The following is a 16,229-nucleotide window of genomic DNA, read 5'->3' as shown; positions in this document are numbered from 1 at the left end:
CGGCTCAGGGGAGAATTCGAACGATGGATCTGGGCGTTAGCGCGCGGGTGAAACCGCTGATCGAGGCGGTGCGCCGCATGATCGAGGACGAGATCGCACCGCTGGATGCGGCGTTTCACGCCGAGGTGGGCAAGCATCCCGAAGGGCGCTTTCACCACACGGCACGGCAGCTGGAGATCCTCAACGGTCTGAAGGTCAAGGCGAAGGACCGCGGGCTGTGGAACTTCTGGCTGACGGATTCCGAGCGTGGCTATGGGCTCAGCACGGTGGAATACGCCTACCTCGCGGAGGAGATGGGCAAGGTCCACATCGCTGCGGAGGTTTTCAATTGCAACGCGCCGGACACCGGCAACATGGAGGTTCTCGAACGTTACGGCGCTGACTGGATGAAGGAGCGCTGGCTGACCCGGCTTCTGGAAGGAGAGATCCGTTCCGCCTATGTGATGACGGAACCGGAGGTGGCGTCCTCGGACGCGGCGCAACTGGTTTTCGAGGCGCGGCGGGACGGCGACGATTACGTCCTGAACGGGGAGAAATGGTGGATCAGCGGGGCAGGCGATCCGCGCTGCGGGCTTTATATCGTCATGGCCTGCACCGACGCCGCTGCATCGAAACACGCCCGGCACACGATGTTCGTGATGGATGCGGACACGCCCGGGATCGACGTCCTGCGCCCGATGACCGTCTTCGGCGCAGACGACGCGCCCCACGGCCACATGCACCTGCGTTTCACCGACGTGCGGGTGCCCGCGCGCAACATCGTGCTGGGCGAGGGTCGCGGCTTTGAGGTGGCGCAGGGTCGGCTTGGTCCCGGTCGCATCCATCACTGCATGCGGGCGATCGGACAGGCGGAAAAGGCGCTGGAAATGATGTGCCGCCGCGGGGTGTCGCGCGAGGCCTTCGGCAGGCAGATCAGCGACCTTGGCGCGAATTACGACATCATCGCCAACGCCCGGATGGAGATCGAGATGGCCCGCCTTCTGTGCCTGAAAGCGGCCTGGATGATGGATACGGGCGGGGTGCGCGCGGCGCAGCCGTGGATTTCGAAGATCAAGGTGGTGGCTCCGCTCATGGCGGGCCGGGTCATCGACGAGGCAATCCAGTTGCACGGTGCCGCCGGGATCAGCCAGGATTACGATCTGGCACAGATGTGGACGCATGTGCGTACCTTGAGGTTTGCGGACGGGCCGGATGCGGTGCATCGTCGGCAGGTGGCGCGGGCCGAATTGAAGAAGTATCGCAATGACTGAAGAAGAGCTGGCGCGCGTCGAGGACTGGATGCGCGGAACCGTGGCGGGCTACGAAGGCCCCTTGGCGGCGGAAAAATTTGCTGTGGGGCAGTCTAATCCGACCTACCTCCTGCGCGCGGCTTCCGGCACCTACGTGCTGCGCCGCCAGCCGCCTGGGGTCCTGCTGAAATCCGCGCATGCTGTGGATCGGGAATTCCGCGTGCAGAAGGCGCTGGCCGACACGGCGGTTCCTGTTCCACGCATGCTGGCGCTTTGCGAGGACGAGGCGGTTCTGGGCGTCAAGTTCTACATCATGGGGCATGTCTCGGGGCGCAACATCGTCGACCCCAGCCTGCCCGACGAAGTGCCGCAGACCCGCGCCGCCCTGATGGCCGAGATGGCCCGCGTGTTGTCCGCGATCCACGACACCGACCTGCGGGCCTGCGGGCTGGAGGACTTTGGCGCGCCGGGGAACTACTACGCCCGCCAGCTGGCGCGCTGGTCCAAGCAGTACCATGCCAGCGCCACGGAGGAGCAGGCGGGCATGGACCGGCTGATCGGCTGGCTGGAAGCCAACCTGCCCGAGGACGACGGTCAGCGCACGCTGGTGCATGGCGATTACCGCATCGACAACATGCTGTTTTCCGAAACCGGGACCGACTGCCTGGCAGTGCTGGACTGGGAGCTGTCGACGGTGGGACACCCCTACGTCGACCTTGCCGGGGTCATCATGCAGTGGCAATTGCCGCCGGGCGCCGAAGGGCGCGGCCTCGCCGGCGTCGACCGGGAGGCACTTGGCCTGCCATCGGACCAGAAGTTCATTGAAATGTACTGTGACAACAGAGGCCTGAAGCGGCCGGAGGGCTTTGGATACTACGTGGCTTTCAGTTTCTTCCGCATGGCAGCGATTCTTCAGGGCGTGAAGAAGCGCGCCCTCGACGGAAACGCGGCGAGCCCGGAAAAAGCCTTGAAGCTGGGCGTTTACGTGCCACGCTTTGCCGAACTCGGATGGGAGGCGCGCGACCGCCATGGATGAGAGCCTGCGCGAGGAGCCCTATCCCTTTCAGGCACATCTGGGGATGGAGGTGGCCGACTGGGGGCCGGACCGCTGCCGGATCACGCTTCCGGTGGCCCATCACCTGATGAACCGCCACATGAACGTGCACGGCGGGGTTTATGCGTCGGTGCTGGATACCTGCATGGGCTATGCCGGGTGCTGGACGGGCGACCCGGACCGGGTGCAGCTTTGCCTGACGTTGTCCTTGAACGTGCAGTTCATATCCCGGCCCAGGGGCGCGGTTCTGACGGCGGTCGGGCGGCGCACCGGGGGCGGAAAGGGCACGTTCTTTGCCGAGGCCGAAGTCTCGGACGAGACAGGTGAACTGGTGGCGAAGGGGACGGGGGTCTTCAAGTATCGCAGGCAGGCGGCGACGCGGTGATACCCGCAAGACGAGTTGCAGACCCACCCTACGCGAGGCCGGCGACGATGGCGGGCAATTCCGACCAGTTCGAGAACCGTGCCACGTGGGGCAGGGCTTCGGGCGGCGACTTGCGATACCCCTCTGTGAACAGCAAAAATCGCACCCCGGCGGCCTGCGCGGTTTCGCAGTCGGTTTCGGAATCGCCGATGTAAAGCGCTCGCGCCGGGTCAGCCCCGTCGAGCGCGGCAAAGAGCATCTCTGGCGCGGGTTTGCGGGTGGGCAGGCTATCGCCCCCCAGCACGACGTCGAACCACTCTCCCAGCCGGGTGTCGCGCAGAGCGGTCTCGGCGGCGGCGTAGGGTTTGTTGGTGCACAGCGTCAGCCGATGGCCGGCGCGCTTCAGCATATCGAGCGCGGCCAGTACGCCGGGGTAGATCTGTGAGGGGTCGGAGGGCGTTTCCACGTAGTGCACCATGGTGCGGGCGTAGAGCTGGTCCTGGAGGGTGGGGGCGCCGCCCACATGCGCCAACACCTGTTCGCAAAGGATGGGCAATCCGCGCCCCACAAAGCCGGGGGTTTCGGCGACCGTGATGGCGGGCAGTCCCAGTTCAGTGAGTGCCGTGGCGACGGCGTGGTGGATGTGCGGCACGCTGTCGATCAGCGTGCCGTCCAGATCGAAGGCGATGGTCGTCATGCCACCCGCACCCGCACTCACGCCAGAGACGCCCGGATCGCGCGCATGTTCTCGCCATAAGGCGCCGGGTTCGCGACCGAGCCACCCTTGAACACGGCCGATCCGGCCACCAGCACGTCGGCGCCCGCCTCCACAACCAGCGGTGCGGTCTGCGGCGTCACACCGCCGTCGATCTGGATGTGGATTTCACGGTCGCCGATCCAGTCGCGGATGGTGCGAACCTTGGCCGTCATGTCGATGAACTTCTGCCCGCCAAAGCCGGGGTTCACGGTCATCACCAGCACCATGTCGGCCAGCGGCAGCAGGTCGCGCACGGCCTCGGCGGGGGTGCCGGGGTTGAGCGCAATGCCCGCCTTCATGCCTGCGGCCTTGATCGCCTGAAGCGTGCGGTGCGGGTGCGGTCCGGCCTCGACGTGGGCGGTCAGCATGTCGGCGCCCGCGTCGGCGTAGGCGTCGATGTAGGCGTCCACTGGGGCGATCATCAGGTGCACGTCCATGAAGGTTTTAACATGGTGGCGGAACGCCTTCACCGCCGGCGGGCCGAATGTGAGGTTCGGCACGAAGTGCCCGTCCATCACGTCGACGTGGATCCAGTCGGCGCCCTGCGCCTCGACGGCCTGAATTTCGCGACCGAAGTCGGCGAAGTCCGCGGACAGGATGGAGGGGGCGATTTTCACGCTGCGGTCAAAGGTCATGGGCTTGCGCTCCTGGGCAGGGACTGGACGTTCGGGCCGTTTAGTAGCCTGCGGTGCGGTCCACAAGGTGGTGGAGTGTCTCGCCGCGCTCGGCACGGGCGATATTGCGGGCAATGACACGGGCGGCGCTGTCGGGCCGCGTGGTGGAGGCGATATGCGGTGTGACGGTGATGCGCCGGTGGCACCAGAACGCATGGTCGCGGGGCAGAGGTTCAGTGCGGAAGGTGTCGAGCGTCGCGTGGGAGACGTTCGCATCGAGTGCTGTCAGCAAGGCTTCGTCGTCGATCAGCGGACCACGACCGGGGTTCAGGATCACCGCCCCCTGCGGCAGGCGGGCAAGGGTGTCGGCATTGATCAGGTTGGTGGTGGCGGGCGTGTCGGGTAGCAGAAGGATGAGGATCTGCGCGGTCGTCAGCGCGGCATCGAGACCTTCGGCCCCGGCAAGACAGGTCACGCCTGGCACGTCCTTTTTTGACCGCGACCAGCCGGTGACGTGGAAACCGATCTGTGTGAGCGCCCGCGCGCAGGCCTGCCCGAGTGCGCCCAGTCCAAGGATGGTTACGGGGCGGTCCTTTGCCAGCGGTGGCGGCGTGTCGTCCCAGATCCTTTCCGGGTTCACGATATGCGCGTCCATCCCCAGGTGATGGCGCAGGGTGTGGCCGGTGACCCATTCGACCATGCCCTGCGTCAGGCCTTCGTCGTCGACCATGCGGGTGAGGGGGGCGGCAAGCGTCGGGTTCTTCACCACCTTTTCCACCCCGGCCCAGAGGTTCATCACTGCCTTGAGCCGGGTGTAGGGGGTGAAGTCCCGTACCGTCGAGTTGGGTGCGTAGACGATGTAGTCGACCTCCGCGGGGGGCAAGTCGGTGGCGAGGGTGTATTGCAGGTCTTCGTCATCGAGTGCGCTGCGCAGGTGGGTTTCATAGTCGTCCCAGGCCTCGGTCAGGGCGGCGAAGAGGATGTTCGGCATGGTGTGTCCTTCGTTGGCCGGAGAGGGGCGCTGCCCCCCGGCGCTGCGCGCCTCCCCCGGGAGTATTTTCGCCAAGGAGAAGCAGCAGGGGCGCCCGGGTGCAAGCCGATAGCGCCCCGGCGGGAGGCTAGCGCGGGCGGTGTACGTGGGCGCTCTGGACCAGACCGAAGGCGAGCATGAGCACCAGCATGGCCGAGCCGCCGTAGGAGACGAGCGGAAGGGGCACGCCAACGACGGGGGCGAGGCCCATGACCATGGACATGTTGACCGCATAGAACAGGAAGAAGGTCAGGCCGATGCCGAGGATCAGTAGCGAGGAGAAGCGGTCACGGTTCTGGAGCGCGGCGGAGATGCAGAAGACGAGGATCAGCACGTAAAGCACCAGAAGGGAGAAGCCGCCGACGAAGCCGAACTCCTCCGCCAGGGTATTGAAGATGAAGTCGGTGTGCTTTTCGGGCAGGAAGTTCAGGCGCGATTGCGTCCCTTGCATGAACCCGCGCCCGGTCCAGCCCCCCGATCCCATGGCGATCTTGGCCTGGGTGATGTGATAACCGGCGCCCAGCGGGTCCGAAGACGGGTCGAGGAAGGTGTCGATGCGGCGGAACTGGTAATCCTTCAGGAGCTGCCAGTCGGTGCCGCGCGACTGGAACACCCCCCAGACGGCACCGACGCCTGCGCCGATCACCGTGGCGAAGTAGAGCCAGTGCACGCCCGCAAGGAACATCATCAGCCCGCCCGCGATCATCAGCAGAAGCGCGGTGCCGAGGTCGGGCTGGCTCAGCACCAGCCCCGTGGGGGCAAGGATGATGACGATGGGGATGAGCACCCAGAGCGGCCGCGATGTCTTCGACAGCGGGAGCCAGTCGTAATAGGCGGCAAGCAGCACCACGAGGCTGATTTTCATCAGTTCCGAAGGTTGCAGCCGCATGAACCCGAGCTCGATCCAGCGTTGCGCGCCCATGCCGATGGCGCCGAAGAACTCCACCAGAACCAGCAGGAAGAAGGACAGAGCGTAAAAGACCACCGCCATGTTGCGCCAGAACCAGATCGGCACCATGCCCACGACGAGCATCACCGCGAGTCCCACCACATAGCGTTTCATCTGCGGCTCGGCCCATGGCGTCCATGAACCGCCCGCGACGGAGTAAAGCATCAGGAAACCGATGCAGGCGACCGCCGAGAGCAGCAGCACGATGGGCCAGTTGATCGCCAGAACCTTGCGCCAGCCCGAAGGCACTGTCTTGACGTTATACTCCAGATAGGTCACGCGCGGCGTTCCTGCTTCTTTGGTTCGCAAATACCTCGATGGGGGTTCGGGGGAAGCAGCGCTTCCCCCGATTGCGCGCGCCCGCAGGGCGCGCGCCGGCCGCCTTGCTGCGCAAGGCGGAACCGCTTCGCCGCGCCCGTCACGCCCGGCTCGCCATCTGTTCGACCCGTGCCCGTCGCTCGCGTGCCAGCCGTTCCTGTTGCGCTTCGATGTGCTTTCGGTCCTTCGCGGGGTATGCGCCCAGCGGCGGATCGCCGTTATAGAGCGCCTGCAACGTGATGTCGCGCGCGATGGGCGCGGCCGTGCGCGAGCCCCCGACGCCGTGTTCCACCACCACCGCCACCGCGATCGTCGGGTTGTCGTAGGGCGCGAAATTGACGAACAACGCGTGGTCGCGGTCTTCCCAGGGGTCCGCCTCGGAGGTGATGCGGGACACCACCTGCGCCGTACCGGTCTTCCCCGCGAGCCGCATCCCCTCGGCGATGATGCGCGAACTGTAGGCGGTGCCTCGGCGGTCGTTCGACACTGCGTACATGCCTTTGCGCACCTGCATCAGGTGGTTGGGATTGAGCCCGAGGTCGTCACCGCCCAGGTGCGGTGTTTCGATGCCGTCGATCGACCGTACCAGCCGCGGCGAGACAGAGCGCCCGGTCGCCACGCGTCCAGCCATCACCGCCAGTTGCAGCGGCGAGGTCAACACAAAGCCCTGCCCGATGGCGGCGTTCACCGAATCGCCGATCACCCACTCCGCGCCGCGTTCGCGCCGCTTCCATTCCTTGTCCGGTACCAGGCCCGAAGTCACCGCCGACATGGGGATCGGGTGCGCCTGGCCAAGCCCCAGCCGCCGCGCCATGGCGGCGATGCGCTCGATTCCGACCTTCAGGGACAGGTCGTAGTAGAAGACGTCACACGAATGCTGCAGCGACCCCACGAGGTTCACATGGCCGTGGCCGGACCGCTTCCAGCACCGGAAGGAGCGTGACCCGACCTCGTAGCTGCCGGAGCAATACGTGGTGTCCTCGGGCGACAGCAGTCCCGCTTCCAGCGCCGCCAGCGCGGTTACCATCTTGAACGTGGACCCCGGCGGGTAGGCGTCCTGCACCGTCTTGGAGGCCAGAGGCCGGTGGTCGTTCTGGTTCAGCGCGTTGAAATCCGTGTGGCTGATGCCGCGCACGAAAAGGTTGGGATCGTAAGAGGGCGCGGAAGCGATGGCCAGCAGGTCGCCTCGCTCAAGTCCGAGCACCACGGCAGAAGCGCTTTCACCTGCCAGCCGCGCCTGAACGTATTCCTGCAGCTCCGTGTCCACGGTCAGCTGGATGTCGGAGCCGGAGGTGCCCTCGCGCCGGTCGAGTTCGCGCATGACGCGGCCGACTGCGTTGACCTCGACCCGTTTGGCGCCCGCGGTGCCGCGCAGCAATTCCTCGTGCTTGGCTTCCAGGCCGACCTTGCCGACCTGAAAACGCGGGATGCGCAGGAGAGGCGGCGGGTCTTCGTAGCGCGACAGGTCCCGTTCCGACACCGGGCCCACGTAGCCCGCCACATGCGCAAAGAGGTCGCGCTGGGGGTAGGTGCGCGACAGGCCGACCTCGGTGGTGACGCCGGGCAGGGCGGGGGCGTTCACTGCCACGCGGGAGATGTCTTCCCAGCTCACACGTTCCGCGATGGTGACGGGGATGAAGGGCGGCGTGCGTTCCATTTCGGTCAGGGCGCGGTTCAGGTCGTTTTCGTCAAGTTCGACCAGCTGGCCCAACCGCCCGATGACGGTCGTTACGTCGCCCGCGTCTTCGCGCGTCAGCGTGATGCGGTAGGTCGGTTCGTTGTCGGCGATGACCCGCCCGTTGCGGTCAAAGATGCGTCCACGCGCCGGCGGGATGAGCCGAATGTTGATGCGGTTCTCCTCCGCCAGCAGGCGGAATTCGTCCGCCTGATCGACCTGCAGGTGGTGCATCCGCGCGCCCAGCGTCGCGGCGAACCCCATCTGCAGGCCGCCGAGGATCAGCCCGCGGCGGGTGATGCGGCGGGCGCTGTCGATGGTTTCACGGGGGCTGCGTCGCATGGGCGGGTCCCTCAGGGCAGGTTACAGGCTGCGTCCGGTATGGTCGTATTCGCCGGGGGTGGAGCGGCGCACGCCGAAGACGAGGTAGGAAAGCGCGGCGACCACCGGGTAGGCGGCCACGGTCATACCATATTGCATCAGCGTCAACGACAGCATTCCGGGCGAGATGATCAAGATCGCGAGAGTGAGCCGGTAAAGCAGGGTGATCACCAGAAGCGTCATGGCGGCGGCCAGCCATTCGGCAAAGAAGGTGTTTTCGCGTACCTGACGCCCGCGCGATTTCAGAAATTCGGAAGCCAGCAACACCAGCAGCGCCCAGAGCGCGGGCGGGCGCTGGAACAGCAGGTCGGCCAGCAGCATGACCAGTGCGATCGACAGCGCGGGCACGTAGTCGGGGCGGCGCAGGCACCACGCAAAGGTCAGCACGGTCAGCCAGTCGGGCCCGGCAAAGCGCGCCGGCATCATCTGCAGCGGCAGCAGATGGACGAAGATTATCGCCATCGCCAGCGCCGGGTAGGCGGCGCGCATGGCCCAAAGCCGGGCGGGGCCGTTCTCAGCCATCGCTCGGGGTGTCCTCGGGGAGCGGGGCGCTTCCGGCGTCCGGGTCCGAATCCGGCAGGTCTTCGGGCAGAATCAGGCCGGAGGGGTTCGACACCCGCCGCGCGCCGTGATCGCGCAGGACTCGCAGGAATTCGAGCCGCTCGTAGTCGGCGGACAGACGCACGCGGAGGCGGCCGCCGGGATCTTCGGCGACCTGTCCGATCAGTAGCCCCGGCGGAAAGACCTCACCGTCGCCGGAGGTCACGATGCGGTCGCCCGGACGCACGAGATCGGGGTTTTCGAGAAAGTCGATGGGCGGCGCCGCAGTGTTGTCGCCAACGATCAGTGCGCGCTGACCGGAGGGCTGGATTTCGGCGGGGATGCGGCTGGTGGCGTCGGTCAGCAGGATCACGCGCGAGGTGTTGCGCCCGACGCCGGAGACGCGGCCGACAACACCGATGCCGTCCATCGTGGCCCATCCGTCGACGATGCCATCGCGGGAGCCGACGTTGATCAGCACCGACTGCCGGAAGGGACTGCCGGAATCGGCCAGTACCACGGCGGTGATATAGGTCAGGCGCGGGTCGAGGCGCACGTTGTTCAGGTCACGCAGGCGGGCATTCTCCTGCTCCAGTTGCAGGGCGGCCTCTTTCCACGCGGTCATCTGGCGCAATTCGCGGCGCAACTCGTCGTTCTGTTCGCCCAGCCGCTGGTAGGACTGAAAGTCGCGCACCAGCTTGACCGTGCCGGAGACGGGCGCCATGGCCCAGTCCATGTTCGGCACCACGCGGTCGATCACCTGCGCGCGAAACCGTTCGACGCGCGGGCTGTCGATGCGCCAGACGAGGAAGATGGCGAGCAGCACGATCACAAGCACCGCGAGAAGCAGACGCTTCAGCGGGCCGGTGTAGTCGTCGGATGTGCGGTCGCTGGCCATGGGTCAGGAATACCTAAGCCTGTGTGCGGGTCGCAAGACGGTGTGAGGAACGGCGCGCAAAACGGGCCGGTGTACGGAACCGGTCGGGGCGCGGGCTGATTTTTCTGCGAAAAATCAGCCCGCGCCCCATCGGTCAGCTATCGTAGTCGATGGCGTGGCGCAGCTGCTTCTCGTATTCCAGCGCCTTGCCGGTGCCAAGTGCCACGCAGTTCAGCGATTCGTCCGCGATGGACACAGCCAGCCCGGTCTGCTCGCGCAGGGCCAGATCCAGATCGCCCAGCAGCGCACCGCCGCCTGTCAGCATGACGCCACGGTCGACGATGTCGGCGGCGAGGTCCGGCGGCGTGGCTTCCAGCGCGGTCATCACCGCCTCGCAGATCGCCTGCACCGGTTCGGACAGTGCTTCCGCCACCTGTGCCTGCGAGATCTCCGTCTCCTTCGGGACGCCGTTCAGCAGGTCGCGGCCCCGGATCTGCATGGACGACCCGCGCCCGTCGTCGGGCATCCGCGCCGTGCCGATGGAGGTCTTGATCCGTTCGGCGGTGGACTCGCCGACCAGCAGGTTCTGCTGGCGGCGCAGGTAGTTGATGATGGCCTCGTCCATTCGGTCGCCACCCACGCGCACGGAGCGAGCGTAGACGATGTCACCGAGCGAGAGGACGGCCACCTCGGTGGTGCCGCCGCCGATGTCCACGACCATGTTGCCGGTGGGGTCGGTGATGGGCATGCCTGCGCCGATGGCCGCTGCGATGGGCTCCGCGATCAGGCCGGCCTTGCGCGCGCCGGCGGACAGGACCGACTGCCGGATGGCGCGTTTTTCGACGGGTGTCGCGCCGTGCGGCACGCAGACGATGATCTTCGGCTTGGAGAACGTCGAACGGCGATGAACCTTGCGGATGAATTCCTTGATCATCGCCTCGGCGGTGTCGAAATCGGCGATGACACCTTCGCGCATCGGGCGGATCGCCTCGATGGAGCCGGGCGTTCGGCCCAGCATCAGCTTGGCGTCCTCGCCCACGGCGAGTACTTTCTTCACCCCGTCCTTGATGTGGTAGGCCACGACAGAGGGTTCCGACAGGACGACGCCCTTGCCCTTGACGTAGACCAGCGTGTTCGCGGTCCCGAGGTCGATGGCCATGTCCGATGAGAACATGCCAAGGAGTCTGTCCATGCCAAACATTCGATACTGCCTCATTCGCGCAGGTTTTGCGCGCCCAATTGCCCGGTGGGTCCTCGACTCTGACGAGTGGGGACAGCGGCTCTTATAGGCAGGTGGCTTCGCTTGCGAAAGGGGGCGCGCCGCGCAAATCAGCGGGGAACCGCCGCAAGCGCCAGGTAGCATGGCATCTGACTGCCACGGCGGGCGCGGGCCGTCGTGGGGATCTCCTCCCACGGGGGGTGGGCGCCGCTGAAAACTGCCGTCGCGGGCGCCACTCTGCGGGTCGCGCTGTGCGGCAGTCGGTCAGTCTGCCGCGACGGCCCGCCTCCGGATCAATGGGCGACCGACGGTCTGGTCCTCTCCGACCTGCCGAACGGCCAAGGCCGCGCCGGCTGTCGGTTTTGGTTGGCGGAATGTCGGGTAGGCCGCGCGGCGTTGGGTGCTTGGGGTAATAAGGGTAAGAGAATCCATGCCCTCGAGACCAGCGGAGCGCACCACGATGAAGACCCATGTCAAAGCCCTTGTCGTCGGTGGCGGTGCCGTCGGCACCTCCATCGCCTATCACCTTGCCCGCGCGGGGTGGGACGACGTCATGCTGCTGGAGCGCGACGAACTGACGAGCGGCTCGACCTGGCACGCGGCGGGGCTGTTGCCGTACTTCAACATGAGCTACGCCACGACCCATATCCACGACTACTCCATCAAGTTCTACAAGACGCTGGAGGCGGAAACCGGGCTGGACGCGGGGTTCTTCGTGGTGGGCAACCTGCGCATGGCGCAAACGGATGTGCGCATGGACGAGTACATGGTTTATGCCACCACCGCCGAAAGCTGCGGCGTGCCCTACGAGTGGCTGTCCCCGGCGCAGATCGCGGATCGCTGGCCGCTGATCCGCACGGACGACCTGAAGGGCGCGCTCTACCACCCGACGGACGGCTACATAAACCCGGCCGACGTGACCATGGCCATGGCCAAGGGCGCCCGCCAGCGCGGCGTGACAATCGAACGCAAGTGGCAGGTGGACGGATACGAATGGACCGGCTCGGAGTGGCGCGTCACCGTCACGAAGATGGTGGAGCGGGGCGGCAACCTCGTGCCCTCCGACGAACGGCGGGTCATCACCGCCGAGCATGTAGTCACCGCCACCGGCAACCACGCGCAGCGTACCGCGTGGCTGCTGGGCATCAAGACGCCGGCCATCCCGGTGGAACATCAGTTCATTGTCACCGAACCTGACCCGGCGCTGGTGGACTGGCGCAAGACAAACGGCCAGCACCCGGTGATCCGCGACGCGGATGCGAAATGGTACGTGCGCGAGGAGCGCGGCGGCTGGATCCTCGGCCCCTATGAACGCAACGCGCCCGCGCGTTTCCGCCACGGGGTGCCCGACAGTTTCCGCGCCGATCTCTTCCCGCTGGATCTGGAGCGGATCGAGGAGGAATACATGTCCTTCATCCACCGCATTCCCTCGTCGGAAGAGGTCGGTCTGAAGGACGATTTCAACGGCCCGATCTGCTACACGCCGGACGGCAACCCGCTGATCGGTCCGGCGCCGGGGCTGCGCAACATGTGGCTGGCCGAAGGCTTCTCCTTCGGGATCACCGCCGCTGGTGGCGCGGGCCATTACCTCGCCCAGATGATGGTCGACGGGGAGGCGGAAATCGACATGGCCTCGCTCGATCCCAAGCGGTTCGGAGCCTGGCAGACGACCGACTGGGCCGTGGCAAAGAACGAAGAGGCCTACGAACACGTCTACATCCTGCACCACCCGGACGAGGAACGCCCCGCCGCGCGGCCCTTGCGCACTTCGCCCGCCTACGACCGGCAGGCAAAGCTCGGCGCGCAGTTCGGTTGCGTGAACGGCTGGGAGCGGCCGAATTATTACGGGCCGCTCGACGCGGGGCCGGACTTCGACCATGACGCCCGAAGTTTCCGCCGTGGCGGCTGGTGGCAATACGCCGTGGAAGAGGCCAAGGCCATCCGTGAGGGCGTCGGTCTGATCGACGCCACCGCCTTTGCCAAGCATCGCGTGACGGGGGCGGGGGCGACCGCCTTCCTCGACCGGTTGACCTGCAACAAGCTGCCGAAGGTCGGCCGGATCAACCTGACCTATGCCCTGACCACGCGCGGCACGACGCGGACGGAATACACCATCGTGCGCCACGCGGAGCAGGATTTCTACCTCGTCTCCGCCGGGGCCTGGGCGGCTTATGACGGCGACTTCCTTCAGAAGGCGGCAGAGGATTTCATGGCCGAGACCGGCCAGCTCGTGATCGTGCAGGACGTGACGACGCAATGGGGTGTCTTTGCCATCGCCGGGCCGAAGTCGCGCGCCGTTCTGGCAAAACTCATCCGCGACGCGGACCCGGGCACCGCCCTGTCGAACAAGCGCTTCCCCTGGCTCTCGGCGCGGCAGATCGAGCTGGGCATGGTTCCGGTCAATGCCATCCGCGTGGCCTACACGGGCGAACTTGGGTGGGAACTGCACCACCCCATCGAGATGCAGAACCACCTGTGGGATCGGCTGATGGAAGCAGGGGCCGAGCACGGCATCCGACCCGTCGGTGCTCGCGCCCAGAACTGGTTGCGGCAGGAGAAGTCCTACCGCGCCTTTGGCAACGAACTGGGCCGCGATGCGACGCCGCTGGAGGCCGACCTGCCGCGCTTTGTCGACCTCACGAAAGACTTTGCCGGCAAGGAGGCTATGCAGACGCTGGGCATTCGGTCAAAATGCGTGACGCTCCTGGTCGACGGGCCGGACGATGCCGACCCCTGGGGCCGCGAGGTGCTCTATACCGAAGGCGGCGAACGGGCTGGTCGCCTGACGTCGGGCGGTTACTCCGTGGCCTTCGGCAAGTCCATCGGCATGGGCTATGTGAAGCCCGACCTCGCCGTCGAAGGCACGCGTCTTAAGGTGAAGATGTTTGACTGCCTCTGGGAGGCCACTGTCACCTGCGACAGCCCGTATGACCCGAAGAACGAGACCATCCGCAAGGACGGCTGACCGCTCTCTCACCGCCGCGCGATCCGGCACTTTTGACCGGGACGCGCGCTCTGCTTCTTCGGTTGGCAAATACCCGCGGGGGTGTGGGGGCAGCGCCCCCACCGCGCCGCATGGGCGCGCGGGCATTGCCATCGGGGGACGGGTGCCTATGCTGCGGGTCAACCTGTAAATGAGGGAGGTCAGCACATGGCACTGAAAGTTTACCTCTCGGGCGAGATCCACACGGACTGGCGCGAGCAGATCATGAACGGCGCGGCGGGGCTCGATGTCACATTCGACGCGCCTGTGACGGATCACGCGGCCTCTGACGACTGTGGCGTCGCGATCCTCGGGGCGGAGCCGGACAAGTTCTGGCACGACCGCAAGGGTGCGCAGGTGAACGCCATCCGTACCCGCCGCGGGATCGAAGGGGCGGACGTGGTCGTCGTGCGCTTTGGCGAGAAATACAAACAGTGGAACGCGGCATTCGACGCGGGCTATGCTGCGGCATCGGGCAAGGCGATCATCACCCTCCACCCCGAAGAACACGATCATGCGCTCAAGGAAGTCGACGCCGCTGCGTTGGCGATGGCGCGCACGCCCGCGCAGGTCGTGCAGATCCTCACCTACGTGTTGAACGGCACCCTGCCGGGCTAAGGGTGCCGGGCTAAGGGACGGGCAGGTCGGGCAAATTCCCGGCCTGCCTATGGTCGACCCGAATGCGAGCAGGCTCAGCCCTCGCGCGGGGGAACCACCAGACCGCTCTGCACTGCCGGGCGGTCGAGGAAACGCTTCAGGTATGCCTGCACGCCCGGAAAACTGTCCCAGCCGATAGCCTCTTTCACGCCATAGAATTCGAGCGCGTTGATCCACGGACCCAGCGCGATATCGGCAATGGAGTATGGTCCGGCGATCCATTCGCGATCCGCCAGCCGGTTCTCCACCACGCGCAGCAGGCGCGCGGTTTCGGTCAGGTAACGTTCGCGCGGGCGCGGGTCTTCGATCTCCGACCCGGCGAATTTGAAGAAATAGCCCATCTGCCCGAACATCGGGCCGACGCCACCCATCTGGAACATCAGCCACTGGGTGACGGCGGCCCGTTCATGCGCGGTCTCGCCGAGGAACATCCCCGTCTTTTCCGCGAGATACAGCAGGATCGCCCCGGATTCGAACAGCGCCAGCGGTTCGCCGTCCGGGCCGTCGGGGTCGATTATGGCGGGGATCTTGCCATTGGGGTTCAGCGCGAGGAACGCATCGGAGCGCGTCTCATTGTCGAGCAGAGAAACCCGGTGCACTTCATAGGGAAGGCCGGTTTCTTCGAGCATGATGGAGACCTTCACACCGTTGGGTGTGGGGAACGAATAAAGCTGCAGCCGCTCGGGGTGCTGCGCGGGCCATCTGGCCGTTATCGGATGGTCGGGAGTTGTCATGTGGGGCCTTTCAGGGGTGTCCGACGGGAAATCTATTGCTCTTTTCCCGTATTCCCAACGCGGCGTCTGTGCGAAGGATCATTTTGCATTAAACATGCTCGGAACCCGGAAGGAAAAAGCCGGGCAATCAAACGGGAAACAGCACATGATCCAGGAATTCCGCGATTTCATCGCCAAGGGCAACGTCATCGACCTCGCCGTGGGTATCATCATCGGCGCGGCCTTCACCGCGATCGTCAACTCTCTGGTGGCGGATATCATCAACCCGATCATCGCGCTATTTACCGGCGGTGTCGATTTCTCGGGCTGGTTCTATGCGCTCGATGGCAGCGAATACGCGTCTTTGCAGGCGGCTACGGACGCGGGCGCGCCGGTCTTTGCCATCGGGAAGTTCGTCATGGCGATCATCAACTTCTTCATCGTGGCCTTCGTGGTCTTCATGCTGGTGAAGGCGGTGAACCGCGCCAAGAAGGCAGCGATCAAGGAACGCAAAGAGGGCCAGCCCGCAGAAACCACGCCCGCCGGCCCTTCGGAGCTGGATGTGCTGCTGGAAATCCGTGACGCGCTGAAAAAGACCTGAGAGAGGCAGAACCCCGGCCTGTCGGCAGGGCGAACCCCCGGGGCATTGGCTTGCCTTGGGGGTTTTTCTTTGCAATTCAGGGCGTGTCAGGTGCCCCCGAGGGGGAGAATCGGGAAGCCGGGGAAGAACCGGCGCGGGCCCGCCGCTGTGACGGGGACGGGGAGGCAAGAGCCACTGGGTCAACCGGGAAGGCGCCTTTTCCGGGTGATCCGAAGCCAGAAGACCGGCCTGACGGCATGATTCTCCTGCGTGGACGGCAGGGGGCGTT

The 16,229-nt window shown here is 65.8% G+C and carries 15 protein-coding genes and 1 riboswitch; of the genes, 6 read left to right on the top strand and 9 right to left on the bottom strand.

What is annotated here, in order from left to right; all coding sequences use genetic code 11:
• Window positions 1–23 precede the first annotated feature (23 nt).
• Genes J5474_RS02925 through J5474_RS02915 form a run of 3 tightly spaced genes read left to right on the top strand, consistent with a single transcriptional unit; the run spans window position 24 to window position 2,668 of the window.
• Window positions 24–1,250, top strand: a complete 1,227-nt coding sequence (locus J5474_RS02925) for an acyl-CoA dehydrogenase family protein (RefSeq protein ID WP_209359136.1) — start codon at window positions 24–26, stop codon at window positions 1,248–1,250.
• The gene (locus J5474_RS02920) at window positions 1,243–2,265 is read left to right on the top strand and encodes a phosphotransferase family protein (protein WP_209359134.1); all 1,023 of its coding nucleotides are present in this window, start codon (window positions 1,243–1,245) and stop codon (window positions 2,263–2,265) included. Before J5474_RS02925 ends, J5474_RS02920 begins: the two co-directional genes overlap by 8 nt.
• Window positions 2,258–2,668, top strand: a complete 411-nt coding sequence (locus tag J5474_RS02915; RefSeq protein WP_209359132.1) for a PaaI family thioesterase — start codon at window positions 2,258–2,260, stop codon at window positions 2,666–2,668. The genes J5474_RS02920 and J5474_RS02915 overlap by 8 nt, the downstream gene beginning before the upstream one ends.
• 28 nt (window positions 2,669–2,696) lie before the next feature.
• Here J5474_RS02915 and gph read toward each other — a convergent pair whose 3' ends face one another.
• From gph to J5474_RS02875, 8 genes are all read right to left on the bottom strand, one after another.
• Window positions 2,697–3,344 (bottom strand): phosphoglycolate phosphatase, encoded by a 648-nt coding sequence (gene gph / locus J5474_RS02910; RefSeq protein ID WP_209359130.1) that lies wholly within the window; start codon window positions 3,342–3,344, stop codon window positions 2,697–2,699.
• A gap of 17 nt (window positions 3,345–3,361) precedes the next feature.
• Window positions 3,362–4,039 carry a ribulose-phosphate 3-epimerase gene (gene rpe, locus J5474_RS02905; protein ID WP_209359128.1) on the bottom strand — a complete coding sequence of 226 codons (678 nt, stop codon included), beginning with the start codon at window positions 4,037–4,039 and terminating at the stop codon, window positions 3,362–3,364.
• Between the two features lie 40 nt (window positions 4,040–4,079).
• Window positions 4,080–5,009, bottom strand: coding sequence for a 2-hydroxyacid dehydrogenase (locus J5474_RS02900; RefSeq protein ID WP_209359126.1), 930 nt, complete (start codon window positions 5,007–5,009; stop codon window positions 4,080–4,082).
• Between the two features lie 127 nt (window positions 5,010–5,136).
• On the bottom strand, window positions 5,137–6,276 hold the full coding sequence (gene rodA, locus J5474_RS02895; RefSeq protein WP_209359124.1) for a rod shape-determining protein RodA: 1,140 nt from the start codon (window positions 6,274–6,276) through the stop codon (window positions 5,137–5,139).
• Between the two features lie 139 nt (window positions 6,277–6,415).
• Window positions 6,416–8,332 (bottom strand): penicillin-binding protein 2, encoded by a 1,917-nt coding sequence (gene mrdA / locus J5474_RS02890; RefSeq protein ID WP_209359121.1) that lies wholly within the window; start codon window positions 8,330–8,332, stop codon window positions 6,416–6,418.
• Window positions 8,333–8,353: 21 nt separating this feature from the next.
• Window positions 8,354–8,893 carry a rod shape-determining protein MreD gene (locus J5474_RS02885; RefSeq protein WP_209359119.1) on the bottom strand — a complete coding sequence of 180 codons (540 nt, stop codon included), beginning with the start codon at window positions 8,891–8,893 and terminating at the stop codon, window positions 8,354–8,356.
• On the bottom strand, window positions 8,886–9,809 hold the full coding sequence (gene mreC, locus J5474_RS02880) for a rod shape-determining protein MreC (RefSeq protein ID WP_209359117.1): 924 nt from the start codon (window positions 9,807–9,809) through the stop codon (window positions 8,886–8,888). The genes J5474_RS02885 and mreC overlap by 8 nt, the downstream gene beginning before the upstream one ends.
• A 133-nt stretch (window positions 9,810–9,942) precedes the next feature.
• Window positions 9,943–10,989, bottom strand: a complete 1,047-nt coding sequence (locus tag J5474_RS02875; RefSeq protein ID WP_005858869.1) for a rod shape-determining protein — start codon at window positions 10,987–10,989, stop codon at window positions 9,943–9,945.
• Window positions 10,990–11,467: 478 nt separating this feature from the next.
• Between J5474_RS02875 and J5474_RS02870 the strand changes: the two genes are divergently transcribed.
• Together J5474_RS02870 and J5474_RS02865 are read left to right on the top strand one after the other, a co-directional pair.
• Window positions 11,468–13,972, top strand: a complete 2,505-nt coding sequence (locus J5474_RS02870) for a GcvT family protein (RefSeq protein ID WP_209359499.1) — start codon at window positions 11,468–11,470, stop codon at window positions 13,970–13,972.
• Window positions 13,973–14,158: 186 nt separating this feature from the next.
• Window positions 14,159–14,608, top strand: coding sequence for a YtoQ family protein (locus tag J5474_RS02865; RefSeq protein WP_209359115.1), 450 nt, complete (start codon window positions 14,159–14,161; stop codon window positions 14,606–14,608).
• 74 nt (window positions 14,609–14,682) lie between these two features.
• Here J5474_RS02865 and J5474_RS02860 read toward each other — a convergent pair whose 3' ends face one another.
• Window positions 14,683–15,381, bottom strand: coding sequence for a glutathione S-transferase family protein (locus tag J5474_RS02860; RefSeq protein ID WP_209359112.1), 699 nt, complete (start codon window positions 15,379–15,381; stop codon window positions 14,683–14,685).
• A 145-nt stretch (window positions 15,382–15,526) separates the two neighbouring features.
• Here J5474_RS02860 and mscL point away from each other — a divergent pair, with 145 nt between their 5' ends.
• Window positions 15,527–15,961 (top strand): large conductance mechanosensitive channel protein MscL, encoded by a 435-nt coding sequence (mscL, locus tag J5474_RS02855; protein WP_209359110.1) that lies wholly within the window; start codon window positions 15,527–15,529, stop codon window positions 15,959–15,961.
• A gap of 71 nt (window positions 15,962–16,032) precedes the next feature.
• A riboswitch (cobalamin riboswitch) is annotated at window positions 16,033–16,207 on the top strand.
• Window positions 16,208–16,229: the final 22 nt, after the last annotated feature.

The organism is Sagittula salina (assembly GCF_017813235.1).
GTDB classification, from domain to species: domain Bacteria; phylum Pseudomonadota; class Alphaproteobacteria; order Rhodobacterales; family Rhodobacteraceae; genus Sagittula; species Sagittula salina.
The sequence above is the reverse complement of the archived record's forward strand: the minus strand, read 5'-3'. Positions and strand labels throughout refer to the sequence as shown.